At 31.6% G+C, this 13927-nt stretch carries 11 protein-coding genes and 2 pseudogenes; 5 read left to right on the plus strand and 8 right to left on the minus strand.

The features are described from left to right. Window position 1: 1 nt before the first annotated feature. A complete protein-coding gene (locus tag AJ881_RS07450; RefSeq protein WP_074497467.1) occupies window positions 2–1336 on the minus strand; it encodes a S41 family peptidase in 1335 nt (444 codons plus the stop codon). A gap of 117 nt (window positions 1337–1453) precedes the next feature. Here AJ881_RS07450 and AJ881_RS07455 point away from each other — a divergent pair, with 117 nt between their 5' ends. Together AJ881_RS07455 and AJ881_RS07460 are read left to right on the plus strand one after the other, a co-directional pair. Further along, the gene (locus tag AJ881_RS07455; RefSeq protein WP_002859054.1) at window positions 1454–1744 is read left to right on the plus strand and encodes a metal-sensing transcriptional repressor; all 291 of its coding nucleotides are present in this window, start codon (window positions 1454–1456) and stop codon (window positions 1742–1744) included. Window positions 1745–1855: 111 nt separating this feature from the next. Beyond that, the gene (locus tag AJ881_RS07460) at window positions 1856–4429 is read left to right on the plus strand and encodes an ATP-dependent Clp protease ATP-binding subunit (RefSeq protein ID WP_002880950.1); all 2574 of its coding nucleotides are present in this window, start codon (window positions 1856–1858) and stop codon (window positions 4427–4429) included. Window positions 4430–4457: 28 nt separating this feature from the next. On the opposite strand, the gene AJ881_RS07465 is transcribed toward AJ881_RS07460, so the two are convergent. Genes AJ881_RS07465 through alaS form a run of 3 tightly spaced genes read right to left on the minus strand, consistent with a single transcriptional unit; the run spans window position 4458 to window position 9465 of the window. Beyond that, window positions 4458–6389 carry a penicillin-binding protein 1A gene (locus AJ881_RS07465; protein WP_070248430.1) on the minus strand — a complete coding sequence of 644 codons (1932 nt, stop codon included), beginning with the start codon at window positions 6387–6389 and terminating at the stop codon, window positions 4458–4460. Next, window positions 6386–6937: a septum formation inhibitor Maf gene (maf, locus tag AJ881_RS07470; protein WP_002861240.1), complete on the minus strand. Its 552-nt coding sequence runs from the start codon at window positions 6935–6937 to the stop codon at window positions 6386–6388. Before maf ends, AJ881_RS07465 begins: the two co-directional genes overlap by 4 nt. Continuing rightward, window positions 6937–9465 (minus strand): alanine--tRNA ligase, encoded by a 2529-nt coding sequence (gene alaS, locus AJ881_RS07475; RefSeq protein ID WP_070285355.1) that lies wholly within the window; start codon window positions 9463–9465, stop codon window positions 6937–6939. Before alaS ends, maf begins: the two co-directional genes overlap by 1 nt. Before the next feature lie 114 nt (window positions 9466–9579). Between alaS and AJ881_RS07480 the strand changes: the two genes are divergently transcribed. From AJ881_RS07480 to hemH, 3 genes are read left to right on the plus strand one after another with little or no spacing between them, the layout of a single operon-like run. After that, the gene (locus AJ881_RS07480; protein WP_070283306.1) at window positions 9580–10653 is read left to right on the plus strand and encodes a DegT/DnrJ/EryC1/StrS family aminotransferase; all 1074 of its coding nucleotides are present in this window, start codon (window positions 9580–9582) and stop codon (window positions 10651–10653) included. Window positions 10654–10657: 4 nt separating this feature from the next. Beyond that, a complete protein-coding gene (locus tag AJ881_RS07485; RefSeq protein ID WP_052798515.1) occupies window positions 10658–11524 on the plus strand; it encodes a Gfo/Idh/MocA family protein in 867 nt (288 codons plus the stop codon). Next, on the plus strand, window positions 11521–12438 hold the full coding sequence (hemH, locus tag AJ881_RS07490) for a ferrochelatase (protein ID WP_070283307.1): 918 nt from the start codon (window positions 11521–11523) through the stop codon (window positions 12436–12438). The genes AJ881_RS07485 and hemH overlap by 4 nt, the downstream gene beginning before the upstream one ends. A 65-nt stretch (window positions 12439–12503) precedes the next feature. Here hemH and AJ881_RS09725 read toward each other — a convergent pair. From AJ881_RS09725 to AJ881_RS09740, 4 genes and pseudogenes are all read right to left on the minus strand, one after another. Further along, window positions 12504–12854: pseudogene (locus AJ881_RS09725) on the minus strand (hypothetical protein). Continuing rightward, entirely contained in the window at window positions 12841–12981 is a 141-nt protein-coding gene (locus tag AJ881_RS09730; protein ID WP_002861233.1) for an ammonium transporter, read from the minus strand. The pseudogene AJ881_RS09725 and the gene AJ881_RS09730 overlap by 14 nt, the downstream one beginning before the upstream one ends. An 11-nt stretch (window positions 12982–12992) precedes the next feature. Further along, window positions 12993–13121 carry a hypothetical protein gene (locus AJ881_RS09735; RefSeq protein ID WP_251820530.1) on the minus strand — a complete coding sequence of 43 codons (129 nt, stop codon included), beginning with the start codon at window positions 13119–13121 and terminating at the stop codon, window positions 12993–12995. 8 nt (window positions 13122–13129) lie between these two features. Further along, a pseudogene (locus tag AJ881_RS09740) lies at window positions 13130–13671 on the minus strand (ammonium transporter). Between the last annotated feature and the right edge of the window lie 256 nt (window positions 13672–13927).

A 13927-nucleotide genomic window follows, 5' to 3' on the forward strand; every position in this document is an offset into this window, starting at 1 on the left:
TTTATTGTCCTTGTTTGATATTTAAAATTTTAATAGTATCAATAGCTGATTTTAACTGTGCGTCATCATTGATTTGTTTTTGACTGATTAGATTTTTATTGTCTTTATTTTCTTGTTTATCTTCTTTTTTATTTTTATCTATTTTTTCAAGCTCACTTTCTAAATGTTGTTTTAAGTCGCTTTCTTTTATAGAAAAACCATCTTCTTGAGTATTTACTTTACCTGGAAAAACTTCAATATCAGGTTTTACACCCACTGCTTGAATAGTACGCCCGCTTGGAAGATAATATCTTGCAATAGTAAGCCTTAAAGCTTCAGTTTTATTAATAGGTATGATTTGTTGAACACTACCTTTTCCAAAAGTATTTTCACCCACAATAACACCGCGTTTAAGATCTTGCAAAGCTCCACTTACGATTTCACTTGCACTAGCACTTCCACCATTTACAAGCACAACCAAAGAAGCATTAGAAATTTTGTTTTTAGGATCGGCTTTATATTCTTGATTTTCACTTGCGATGCGTCCTTTTTGAGAAACAATAACACCTTTATCTACAAATAAATTTACAAGTCCTATGGCTTGATTTAAAAGTCCACCAGGATTATTTCTAAGATCTAAAATAACCCCTTTAACATTAGGATATTTTTTAAGTTCTTTACTTGCCACATCTACAACATTTTTATCAAAATTTGTAACTCTAAGATAAAGAATGTTTTCATTTTCTATCATTTTTGCATAAACACTTTCTATCTTAATAATTTCTCTTGTAAGTGTAACATCAAAAGGTTTTGTTGCACCTTTTCTAAAGATGGTTAAAGTGATTTGAGTTTTTGGCTTACCACGCATTTTATCCACAGCATCATTGAGATTAATTCCCAAAGTGGCCTCATCATTAATTTTTAAAATAATATCTCCTGATTTTATCCCTGCTTTATCTGCTGGTGTTCCTTCTATAGGAGAAACAACTGTTAAAGCACCATCTTTCATACCTACGGTTATACCAAGGCCACCAAATTCACCATTGGTTTGAATTTTCATATCATTAAAATCTTTTTCATTTAAAAAAGAAGAATGCGCATCAAGATTGCTTAAAAGCCCTGATAAAGATTTATCCACCAAATCGCTGATATTTTGATCATCCACATAATATTGCTCTACTATGGCAAGAGTTTTTGTAAGCTTATCTAAAGCTTCTAGGCGTTTTTGAACCTGCTCTTCTTTTTGATCAACTTTAGCTTGTAAATGACTCGTTAAAAATAGACATAAAATAAAAGTAGTGACAAAGCCTGCAAGACCTGCAAAAAATCGTTTTGTTTTCAAAATAAGCTCCATTATTGAGTTTTAGTTTAAAGAGTAAATTTTAATAAAAATTACTTAAAACTTCGTAAATAAATTTAAATTCTTAAAAATATGTTAAAATAGACTAAAAATTCCAAAAAGAAAGTTAATACAATGTGCCAAGAAAAACATACTCATACACATTCTCAAAAACATCTTAAAGCAGTTTGCAATCGTCTAAGTAGAACCATAGGGCATTTAAGTGCTATTAAAAGAATGGTTGAAAATGACAAAGACTGTAGTGAAATTTTAATCCAGCTTGCTGCCGTAAAAGCCGAAGTTAACAATACCGCAAAAGTAGTTTTAAAAGAACATTTAGCTCATTGTATGGTACATGCTATAGAAGAAAATGATATTCAAAGCATAGAAGAATTAAACAAGGCTATAGATATGTTTATGAAATAGTCTAAAATTAGTCATTTGTCCTATTATTTAAAAAATTTTACTCAATTAACTTGACATTATATGACTAAAGTTATATAATGTCAAGTATATAAACTAAATAAAGGATAAAACATGGCAAATATACAAGATTTTTTAACTGATAATATGCTTTCAAACCTTGAAAGTGCAGCATCTTTAGCTATACATTCTAAAAATACCGAAGTCGTATCTTTGCACCTTTTATGGGCTTTAAGCGTAGATAGTACAAGTATTTTAAATCAAATTTTAAATAAATTAAATATTTCTAAAGAAGCCTTAGAGCTTGAAATTAAAAGCAGAATTTCAAAACTTGCAACGAGTTCAAATGTAAGCCGTGAAAATATACGCTTTTCCAATGAACTTATAAATTCATTAGAAAATGCTAAAGGATTGATGAGTGCTAATGGAGATAGTTATTTAAGTGTGGATACTTGGCTTATAAGTGAAAGTCAAAAAAGTCCTATTAAAGAAATTTTGGCGCAATTTTTAGATTTAAGAGAATTTCAAAAAGAGCTTGAAAGTCTAAGAGCGGGACGAAAAATCGATAGCAAAACAAGCGATGAAACCTTAGACAGCTTAAATAAATTTGGTATAGATTTAACCTTAAAAGCAAGTGAGGGTAAACTTGATCCTGTTATAGGCAGAGAAGAAGAAATCGAACGTTTGATGCAAATTTTAATACGCAAAACCAAAAACAACCCTATACTTTTAGGTGAACCAGGCGTAGGAAAAACAGCTATAGTAGAAGCTTTAGCACAAAGAATTATCAAAAAAGATGTTCCAAAATCTTTACAAAATAAAAAAGTCATCGCTCTTGATATGAGTGCTTTAATTGCAGGTGCAAAATACAGAGGAGAATTTGAAGATAGATTAAAAGCTGTGGTTAATGAAGTGATAAAAAGTGAAAATATCATTCTTTTTATCGATGAAATTCACACTATAGTAGGTGCTGGAGCGAGTGAAGGCAGTATGGATGCGGCAAATATTTTAAAACCCGCTCTTGCAAGAGGTGAACTCCATACCATAGGCGCAACTACTTTAAAAGAATATCGTAAATATTTTGAAAAAGATGCAGCCTTGCAGCGCCGTTTTCAGCCTGTAAATGTAGGTGAGCCAAGTGTTAATGAGGCTTTGGCTATGTTAAGGGGTATAAAAGAAAAGCTTGAAATTCATCATAATGTAACTATAAATGATAGTGCTTTAGTAACTGCAGCTAAACTTTCAAAGCGTTATATAGCAGATCGTTTTTTACCTGATAAAGCCATTGATTTAATCGATGAAGCTGCAGCTGAACTGAAAATGCAAATTGAAAGTGAACCAAGTTCTTTAAGAAAAGTACGCAAAGATATAGAAACTTTAGAAGTTGAAAATGAAGCTTTAAAAATGGAAAATGATGAGAAAAATCAAAAAAGACTCGATGAAATCACAAAAGAACTAGCTAATTTAAAAGAAAAACAAAATGCCCTAAATTCACAGTTTGAAAATGAAAAAAGTGTTTTTGATGATATAAGCACTAAGAAAAAAGAAATTGATCTACTTAAAAATGAAGCTTCTTTAGCTAAAGCTAGAGGTGAATTTCAAAAAGCAGCCGAGCTAGAGTATGGAAAAATTCCAAGTCTTGAAAAAGAAGTAGAAATTTTAGAAGATAAATGGAAAAAAATGAGCGAAAATGGAGTTTTACTTAAAAATCAAGTAGATGAGGATTTGGTTGCTGGAATTTTAAGCAAATGGACAGGTATTAGCGTGCAAAAAATGCTAACCTCTGAAAAACAAAAATTCTTAGAAGTGGAAAAACATTTAAAAGAAAGTGTCATAGGACAAGATAAGGCCTTAAGTGCTTTAGCTAGAGCCATTAAACGCAACAAAGCAGGACTTAATGCGGACAATAAACCTATAGGAAGCTTTTTATTTTTAGGGCCAACAGGGGTAGGAAAAACACAATCAGCTAAAGCTTTGGCGAAATTTTTATTTGATGATGAAAAAGCAATGATTCGCTTTGATATGAGTGAATTTATGGAAAAACATAGTGTTTCAAGACTCTTAGGTGCGCCTCCAGGATACATAGGGCATGAAGAAGGTGGAGAGCTTACTGAAGCTGTACGAAGAAAACCTTATAGCGTGCTTTTGTTTGATGAAGTTGAAAAAGCACATAAAGATGTATTTAATGTGCTTTTAGGGATTTTAGATGATGGTAGAGCAACCGATAGCAAAGGTGTAACAGTGGATTTTAAAAATACCATTATCATTTTAACTTCTAATATCGCCTCAAGTGCCATTATGAATTTAAGTGGAAAAGAACAAGAAGATGCGGTAAAAAATGAGTTAAAAAATTTCTTTAAACCTGAGTTTCTAAACCGCTTAGATGATATTATCACCTTTAATCCGCTTGGAAAAGATGAAGCTTATGAAATAGTCAAGCTTTTATTTAAAGATTTACAAATGAGCTTAGAAAACAAGGGGATAAAAGCAAGTTTAAGCGAAAATGCAGCCCTTTTAATTGCTAAAGATGGTTTTGACCCTGATTTTGGCGCTAGACCTTTAAGAAGAGCTATTTATGATCTTATAGAAGATAAATTAAGCGATATGATACTTGCTGATGAACTTCATGAAAATGATAGCATTATCATTGATGCAAAAGATGATGAAATAATCATCAAAAAAGCTTAATCATTTTGAAAGTAGAAAGGAACTACTTTCAAAATATAATCTCACTTTCATTAAATTTCATATTTGCTTTTGGTAATGGTGATTTGGTGGTATAATAAGCACTTTCTCCTTTATAATTTCCACGATAAACTCCATTAGGAATGCTAAATTTTCTAGTTGTATCAGGGAATTTTTCTATATATTGAGTTAAAAATTCTCTAAACACAGGAGCAGCCGTTCTAGCACCACCTTCTGTATAACGCATAGGCTTGTTATTATCATTTCCATACCAAATGATTGCTTCTATTTCAGGCGTAAGTCCACAAAACCAAGCATCAACACTTTTATTCGTTGTTCCTGTTTTTCCTGCTATTTCTATACCTTTTACTCTTGCATTACGTCCTGTGCCTTTTTCAACAACATTTCTCATCATATCTAAAACCAGAAAACTTTGCGCTTCATCGCTGACTTTACGCTCATTTGAGTTAAATTCCATGATGGTTTTACCGGTTTTATCCTGAACTTGTCTGATAATTTGAGGATCTTTAATCGTACCATAGTTCCCAAACATGGTATAAAATTTCGAATACTCCAAAGGAGAAATACCAAAACTTCCCAATACGATTGATAAATTAGGCGGTATATCTTTAAATCCAAATTCCATTAGTTTAGAGTAAAGAACATCAAGCCCCATATCAAGTGCGAGATTAATGGTAGCTAAATTTCTTGATCTTGTTAAAGCTTCTTTTAAGGTAATTAAACCTAAAAATTTACCTCCTTCATTTTTAGGTTTCCAATCCTCATTATTACCCGCTCCACCTTCAAAAATTCTAGAAATATCAGCAATTTCACTCATAGGCGAATATCCTAAATTAATCGCCACTTGATACACAAAAGGTTTAAAAGAGCTTCCAGGTTGACGCATACTTTGAGTAGCACGGTTATAATTACTTTTTTCATAATCAACCCCACCTACCAAAGCTAAAACATCACCACTTTGATGATTTACCACGACCATAGCTCCGTTTAAAGTGCTTAAATTTGCATCTTTATCGCGTTTTACTATCTCATCATAACCAAATTTCAAAGCATTCTGCGCCATATTTTGAACATCTAAGTCTATATTTAAAATGATTTTATATCCACCTGTTTTTAAGTCTTTAATATTAGGGCTTAATTGTTTAATCACTTCATCTACGACATAAGGAGCAGCATTTTGAGTAAGCGTATCATCATAAACTTGCGGAATTTCTTTGATGGCTGTATCATAATCTGCTTTTGAAATCCAACCTAGATTATACATTCTTGAAATAACATTATTTGCTCTTGAGATGGAAAGATCTAAATGCTTTGTAGGATCATAACTGCTAGGTGCTTTTGGCATACCTACTAGCATAGCAATCTCTTTAAGGCTTAGTTCATTTAAATTTTTATGAAAATACCCCAAAGCTGCGGTTTTTACTCCATAATACCCATGTCCAAAAAAGATAAAATTTAAATATCTTTCTAAAATTTGCTCTTTAGTTAAAATGGTTTCCATTTTATAAGCAAGCAAAGCTTCGCGAATTTTACGCGTAATAGTTCTTTCAGGGGTTAATTCCGTATTTTTAATAAATTGCTGGGTAAGAGTGGAAGCTCCTTCCATGGTTTTTCCACCGCTTTTTATGATTTTTACAGCAGCTCTAAAAATGGCATCGATATTAACTCCATTATGTTCAAAAAAGCTTGTATCTTCTATAGCAACTAAAGCTTCTATAAGGCGTGGAGGAAGCTCTTCATAAGGAGCGTAAAAACGATGCTGTTCAAAAATATTAGCCACAAGCTTGCCATTTCTATCGTAAATTTGTGTTGTAAGAGGAGGTTTATATTCTTTAAAAGTATAACCCTCAGTATCAGCACTTGTGAAAAGATAAGCCACATAAATAAATCCAGCTATAAACAAAAGAGTAAAAAATGAAAAAATATATTTTAATATTTTCATAAATAAGCCTTTAAAGTTTGGATATCAAGCCCTAAAGCAGTGCTTAGATTTCCTACTTGTTGGGTGATGAAATTTTGATGAAAACCCTCACACATAATACAACCCGCCTTGCCTTTATAAAGATCATTTTCTACATAATCTCTTAAAGCATTTTCATCAAAATTTTTAAAATAAAGCGTAGTTTTTGAAAGAGAAAAAACTCTTTTTTCAGGTTTTACAAGCAAAAAAGCCGATAAAATACTTGCATACTTGCCATTTTGCAAGGCAAGCATTTCATAGGCTTCTTTTTTATCCTTTGCTTTGGTAAGAATTTTTTCATCTATACAAACTATACTATCTGCAAAAAGCAAATTTTGGTTTTGAAAATCTTTGCCTAAAGCACTTAAAAATTGTTTTTCTTTTTCAAGAACTATTTTTTGAACATATAAAAAAGGTGAAATATTTTTATTTAAATTTTCATCATAATCAAAACTAACTTGCCTAAAATCAATCTTTGCGGTTTTAAGCAAGTTAGCCCTTGAAATGGAACTTGAAGCAAGAATTAACATTAAAGTGCTTTTTCTATCGTTTCTAAGCTTTGTTTTAAAGCTTCATCAATTTTGTTTAAATCTTTTCCACCTGCAGTAGCAAAATCATCTCTTCCGCCACCATTTCCACCTAAAATTTGCGCCGCTTCTTTAGCTAAAGCTCCTGCTTTTAAAGGCGCATCTTTAACACCAGCTGCTAAAGTGATTTTTTCATCTTTTACTTGGATAAGTAAAATCACCGCTTTAGCAAATTTGTTTTTAAAATCATCAATCATAGCTTTAATATCGCCATTATCTATACGCTTTACGCAAATTTCAACACCTTGGATATTTTTAGAATCAAACTCGGTTTTACTTGAGCTTTTAAGCTCATTTTTTAAACTTAAAATTTCATTTTTAAGCTTTTTAACCCCGCTTAAAATATCATTATTTTTAAGCTCATCTTTTGCTTTAGAAAGTTCTTCAAGTTGATTTTTTACAAATTCTAAAGCCGCTTTAGAAACCACAGCTTCAATGCGTCTAACTCCAGCACTCACACCACTTTCTTTAACTATGTAAAAACTTCCTATTTGAGCAGTATTTTTAACATGAGTTCCTCCGCAAAGTTCTTTGCTTTCACCTAGAGTTAAAACACGCACATTGCCTTGGTATTTTTCATTAAACAATGCTATAGCACCGCTTTTTTTAGCTTCTTCTAAAGGCATATTTTCTAAGATAGCTTCGCTTGAGTTTATAATCATTTTATTAACTCTTTTTTCAATGCTTTCTAGCTCTTCTTTGCTTAAAGCTTTATGATGAGTAAAATCAAATCTTAGTTTATTGCTTTCAACCAAAGATCCTGCTTGGCTTACATGAGAACCTAAAATTTCTCTTAAGGCATGATGTAAAAGATGAGTGGCTGAGTGGTGGCGTGCGATTTGCTCTCTTTTTTCTGTATCGATTCTTGCATGAACTATATCGCCAACTTTTAGTTCTTCGCCTGCTTTTACAAAGCTAAGATTGAGATTAAAAAACTTTTGCGTATCTAAAACTTCACGCTTAGCTATAAATCCACTATCAGCACTTTGCCCCCCACTTGTTGCATAAAAAGGTGTGTTTTCAAGCATCACCCAACCCGCATCTTTAAGGGTGGAAACTTCTTTAAAATCTTCATCTAAAAGGGCTAAAATTTTACTTTCGCATTCTGCTTTTTCATAACCTACGAAATGATTTTCTCCAAATTTTTCAAGCAAGTTTTTAAAATCTCCGCTTGCAGTTTTATCTCCACTTCCTTTCCAAGAAGCCTTAGCACGTGCTTTTTGCTCATTCATTAAAAGTTCAAATTTTTCTTCATCAACTTTAAGATTTTTTTCTCTTAGCATATCAGCCGTTAAATCAAGCGGAAAACCATAAGTATCATAAAGCTTAAAGGCTACTTCTCCGCTAAAAATTTCTTTAGTGTTTTTAAGCTCTTCATTAAAAATTTCAATCCCATTTTCTATAGTGCTTAAAAATCTTTCTTCTTCAAGGCGAATTTGTTCTTTTATAAAGTCTTTTTTCTCATTAAGATAGGTATAATGTCCGCCCATTAAATCGCACACAACATCAACTAGTTTATACATAAAAGCTTGTTTAAAACCTAGCAAATATCCATGTCTTAAAGCACGACGCAAAATACGACGCAAAACATAGCCTCTACCTTCTTTATCAAAACTTACCCCTTGCGCAAGCAAAAATACACTTGATCTTATATGATCAGCTATTACTCTAAAACTTACTCCGCTTTCATAAATATAAGTTTTATTACAAAGTTTTGAAATTTCATTGATGATTGGCATAAAAAGCGAGCTATCAAAATTGCTAAATTTACCTTCTTTAATTGCTGTTACTCTTTCAAGCCCCATTCCTGTGTCAATGCTTGGCTTTGGCAGTGGGCTAAGCACTCCATCAGCGCTTCTTTCATATTGCATAAAAACAAGATTCCAGATTTCTAAAAATCTATCTCCATCTCCACCCATATAATCTTCGCTTGAGTTAAAATGCTCTTCTCCTTGGTCATAAAAAATCTCACTACAAGGACCACAAGGACCAGTATCGCCCATTTGCCAGAAGTTATCTTTATCGCCGAATTTGTAAATTCTTTCTTTTTGAATGTGTTTTTGCCATAGATTAAAAGCTTCATCATCGTTTTCATGCACGGTTACATAAAGTCTATCTTTAGGTAGTTTTAAAACTTCAGTTACAAATTCCCAAGCATAAGCTATGGCTTGTTCTTTAAAATAATCCCCAAAGCTAAAATTCCCAAGCATTTCAAAAAAAGTATGATGGCGTGCGGTATAGCCAACATTATCTAAGTCATTGTGCTTTCCACCTGCTCTTATACAAGTTTGACAGCTTGTTTTGCGTGGAGGGTTTGGGCGTGGAATTTCTCCTGTAAATATACTTTTAAAAGGCACCATGCCCGCATTGGTAAAAAGTAAAGTTGCATCATCAGGAACTAAAGGACTTGACGGGGTTACCTCATGTCCTTTTGATGCAAAAAAATCCAAATAAGCTTTTCTAATATCCATGAATTTTCCTAAAGAAATTTTTATAAAAACATATCATACCAAAATTACTTTAAATTAAGTAAAACTAAAATACAATAAACATTTTTATTTAATTTTATTTCTCTAAGGTTTTTTATGAATTTTATCAATCTTCAAGCTCAATATCTCGCATACAAAGATGAAATCGATGCTGAAATTGAAAGTGTTTTATCAAGCTCTTCTTTCATAGGCGGTGCAAAACTTAACGAATTTGAGCAAAATTTAGCTCATTTTTTAGGTGTTAAACACGCTATAGGTTGCTCAAGTGGAACCAGTGCTTTATATCTTGCCTTAAGAGCCTTAGATATTAGCAAAGATGATGAAGTTATAGTGCCTAGTTTTACTTTCATAGCAACAGCTGAAGTTGTGGCTTTAATAGGTGCAAAACCTGTTTTTGTAGATATAAATTTATCAAATTACAATCTTGATTTTGAAGCAGTGCAAAAAGCAATAACCCCAAAAACTAAAGCTGTTATAGCAGTAAGCATGTTTGGACAAATGAGTGATTTAAGGGCTTTAGAAGAAATTTTAAAAGATAAAAATATCACTTTGATCGAAGATGGTGCACAAAGTTTTGGTGCAAGTTTCAAAGGAGAAAAATCCTGCTCCATAGCTAAAATTTCATGCACGAGCTTTTTTCCTTCAAAACCTTTGGGAGCTTATGGCGATGGCGGGGCTATTTTTTGCCATGATGATGAAATTGCTAAAAAAATAAGAATTTTACTCAATCACGGACAAACTCAGCGTTATAAACATGAATTTATAGGTATAAATGGACGCCTTGACACCTTACAAGCGGCGATTTTAAATGTTAAGTTAAAATACCTAGAAAAAGAATTAGACAAAAGACAAAAATTAGCACAAATTTATAATGCAAATTTAAAAAACTGCCAAATTCCGCAAATTGATCTAAATGCTTTTAGCGCTTATGCACAATACAGCGTTTTAGTTGAAGATAGAGCTAGTGTATTGCAAAAATTTGAAAAAGCTAATATACCTTATGCTATACACTATCCAACCCCTTTACATAAACAACCTTGCTTTAGTGAGTTTTCAAATTTAGAACTTAAAAATTCAGAATATGCAAGTGAACACATCTTATCTTTGCCTTTTTCACCTTTTTTAAGTGAAGAAGAACAAGAGCAAGTTATTTGTATTTTTAAAGATTAATTCCATGAAAATAGGTATCATAGGCCTTGGAAAAATGGGGCAAAACCACTTAAATGAACTTAGTAAAAATTCTCATTTTAAACTTAATGCACTTTTTGATCTTTGCAAAAATCCAAATCTAAATATTTTTGATGATATTTTTTATGATGATTTGGATAAATTTTTAAATCAAAATAATGATATTATCATCATAGCAACACCTACAAATTCACATTTAGCAATAGCAAAAAAAGTTTTTAAACAATGCAAATGCGTTTTAATCGAAAAGCCTTTAGCTCTAAATTTAAAAGAAATAGACGAAATTTCAAATTTAGCTAAAGAATACAGCGTAAAAGTAGGCGTAGGTTTTTGTGAAAGATTTAATCCTGCGGTTTTAGCCCTAAAAAAAGAGCTTGAAAATGAAGAAATTATCAGCATTAACATACAAAGATTTTCACCCTACCCGCAAAGAATCAGCGATGTAGGGATTTTGCAAGATTTGGCTGTGCATGATCTTGATTTGCTTTGTTTTTTAAGCAAACAAGAAATAACAAAAACCAATTTGCTTAAAAAATACACCCAAGATCAAACAAGAGAAAGTGAAAGTATTATCTTATGTGAGCTTGAAAAATGTATTGCTAGTATACATCAAAGCTGGAATAGCACACAAAAACTAAGAAAAATTCATCTTATTACTAAAAATCATTTTTATGAAGCCAATTTAAATGATTTTTCCTTATTAAAAGATGGAAATTTTATAGAACTTACTCAACAAAGTCCACTTTTTTCAGAACACGAAGCTTTGTTAAAACTTATCGATAATCAACCCAATCATCTAGCTAGCACAAGCGATGCTTACAAAGTTCAAGAAATTTTAGAAAGGTTTGCGTGAAATTAGTTTTATTTTTAAATATGGGCGGAGCTACAAATTTACAAGATTGTGAAGTTTTTCTAAAAAATATGTTTAATGATCCTTATATTTTAGGAATCAAAAATCGATTTTTAAGAAAATTTGTAGCGTGGATTATAACAAAGGCTCGCGTTAAAGCTATGCAAGAAAACTATAAAAAAATGGGCGGAAAATCTCCTTTAAACGAACTTACTCAAAGCCTATGTAACAAGCTTAATTTAAAACAAGATGAATTTAAATTTGATTTTGTAAATCTTTATGTGCCTCCTTTTGCCACAGAAATTTTGCAAAAATACACTTTAAATGAAAATGATGAAATCATTCTTTTTCCACTTTATCCGCACCATTCTTGTACCACAGTAACTTCATCTTTAGAAGTTCTGCAAAATGAAATTTCAAAGCAAAAAATTCAAGCAAAAGTAAAAACTATAGATATTTTTTACAAAAATGAACTTTATAATGAGATGATAATTTCGCACATTTTGGCTAAAAAAAATAAATTTGATGCCAAAATTTTGATTTTTTCAGCGCATTCTTTACCACAAAGCATTATTGATAAGGGTGATTTATACGAAAAGCATGTAAATAATCATGTAGAAATTTTAAAAGAAAAATTAAAAGATCATTTTGATGAATTTATTTTAGCTTATCAGTCCAAACTAGGCCCTGTAAAATGGCTTGAACCAAATACAAGCGATATTTTGGCAAATTTAAACGATAAAGCTTTGATTTATCCCATTTCTTTTTGTATAGATTGTTCTGAAACGATTTTTGAACTAAGTATGGAGTATAAACATTTAGCAAAATGTGATTATGATTTGATAAGTTGCCCTAATGATAGTGATGAATTTATGGAATTTATTTTAAAGTATTTATCTGATCTTAACCAAGAATGAATTTGAGACCCTTGTCTATCATTTTTTAAAGATTAACAAGGACTTTTTGGTAAAAATTTAGCTGACTAAGCCAAAGTATAAGCTTTTTCTCCGTGCAAACTCACATCTAAGCCTTTTTGTTCTACTTCTTCTTTCACTCTTAAGTCTGCAAAATAAGAAATGATCTTAAAAATAATAAAGCTTATGAGAGCTGAAAAAACATACAAATCATAATAGCAAGAATTTGCTCTTTTAAAAGCTCTAAACTTCCACTGATAAAAAATCTCGCCAAATGCATTTTAAGCAATCACATTAGGATTTACTTTAGCACTTGCAAAAAGCCCTGTAGCAATTCCTCCCCAAACACCTCCGATTCCGTGTAAAGAAAAAGTATCTAAAGAATCATCCCACTTGAGTTTGTATTTAATAAAACTCAAACCAAAATAACAAAATACAGAAAGACAAAGCTCCTATAACAAGAGAAGCATAAATATCTACATAACCGCAAGCTGGAGTAATCCCTACAAGCCCGCTAAGTCCACCTAAAATAGTTGGTTTTTTCATGGATGAGCCACTCAAGCACTACCTAAGATAAAAAGCCACAAGCTGCTGATATAATACTTAACTATAAAAGCATTGATAGTATTACCATTCATTTCACCAACGCTTCCAGCATTAAAACCCAGCCATCCTATAAAAAGCAAAATCGCACCTAAGAAAGCATAAGAATAGAATGCGCGTTTTTATCCTCATCATCGCTTTTTCCAGCACCCACCATCAAAGCTCCTACAAGTCCAGCAACCCCAGAGCCAATATGGACAACACCACCCCCAGTAAAATCAAGACTTCCTCTTTTAAGCAAAACCCCTCGCTACTCCAAATCATATGCGCTAACACATCATAAAATAAAGTACTCCAAAAAAGCAAAAATATCACCAAAACACCCAGTTTAATTCTTCCTACCAAAGAGCCTGTTATGATGTCAAATGCAATAAGTGCAAACATCATTTAAAAAATCACAAAAAGAATATTTAGAACACCTGAAGCATTGTATCCGCTAATACCCTCTAAGAGAAAATTCTCGAAATTTTCTACAAGCCAAAGTCCTTCATCTTTACCAAAAGAAAGACTAAATCCAAGCACTACCCATTGTAAAGTAATGACACCAAAAACAATAAAGCAATTCATTATGGTATTGAGTGTATTTTTACTTCTTACCATACCCAAATAAAACATTGCCAAAGCTGGAGTCATAAGCAAAACTAGCAAAGTACACAATATAATAAAACTTGAATTTACCGCATTCGCTTACCTACCCTTTCTTACAAAATATAATTACAAGATAATTATATTTAAAATGATTTAAAAAATATAAATTTAAGAAATATTTTATATATTTTTTTATAAAAGTTTATTTTTTTATTTTAAATTACTATAAATAGGGATTTTAAAAAATATTTTACTTCTCTATAATTCAAATTTACTAGCATTAAAATAAAAATTTGAGCCA

Origin of the sequence: Campylobacter sp. BCW_6460, assembly GCF_001762705.1 — a bacterium.
Lineage (GTDB): Bacteria > Campylobacterota > Campylobacteria > Campylobacterales > Campylobacteraceae > Campylobacter_D > Campylobacter_D jejuni.

Excerpts from the sequence above, each read along its gene's own strand:
- AJ881_RS07485 (WP_052798515.1), top strand. The coding sequence starts at position 10,658 with ATGAAAATAGGTATCATAGGCCTTGGAAAAATGGGGCAAAACCACTTA.
- AJ881_RS07455 (WP_002859054.1), top strand. The coding sequence starts at position 1,454 with ATGTGCCAAGAAAAACATACTCATACACATTCTCAAAAACATCTTAAA.
- AJ881_RS07465 (WP_070248430.1), bottom strand. The coding sequence starts at position 6,389 with ATGAAAATATTAAAATATATTTTTTCATTTTTTACTCTTTTGTTTATA.
- AJ881_RS07460 (WP_002880950.1), top strand. The coding sequence starts at position 1,856 with ATGGCAAATATACAAGATTTTTTAACTGATAATATGCTTTCAAACCTT.
- AJ881_RS07480 (WP_070283306.1), top strand. The coding sequence starts at position 9,580 with ATGAATTTTATCAATCTTCAAGCTCAATATCTCGCATACAAAGATGAA.
- AJ881_RS09730 (WP_002861233.1), bottom strand. The coding sequence starts at position 12,981 with ATGAAAAAACCAACTATTTTAGGTGGACTTAGCGGGCTTGTAGGGATT.
- alaS (WP_070285355.1), bottom strand. The coding sequence starts at position 9,465 with ATGGATATTAGAAAAGCTTATTTGGATTTTTTTGCATCAAAAGGACAT.
- maf (WP_002861240.1), bottom strand. The coding sequence starts at position 6,937 with ATGTTAATTCTTGCTTCAAGTTCCATTTCAAGGGCTAACTTGCTTAAA.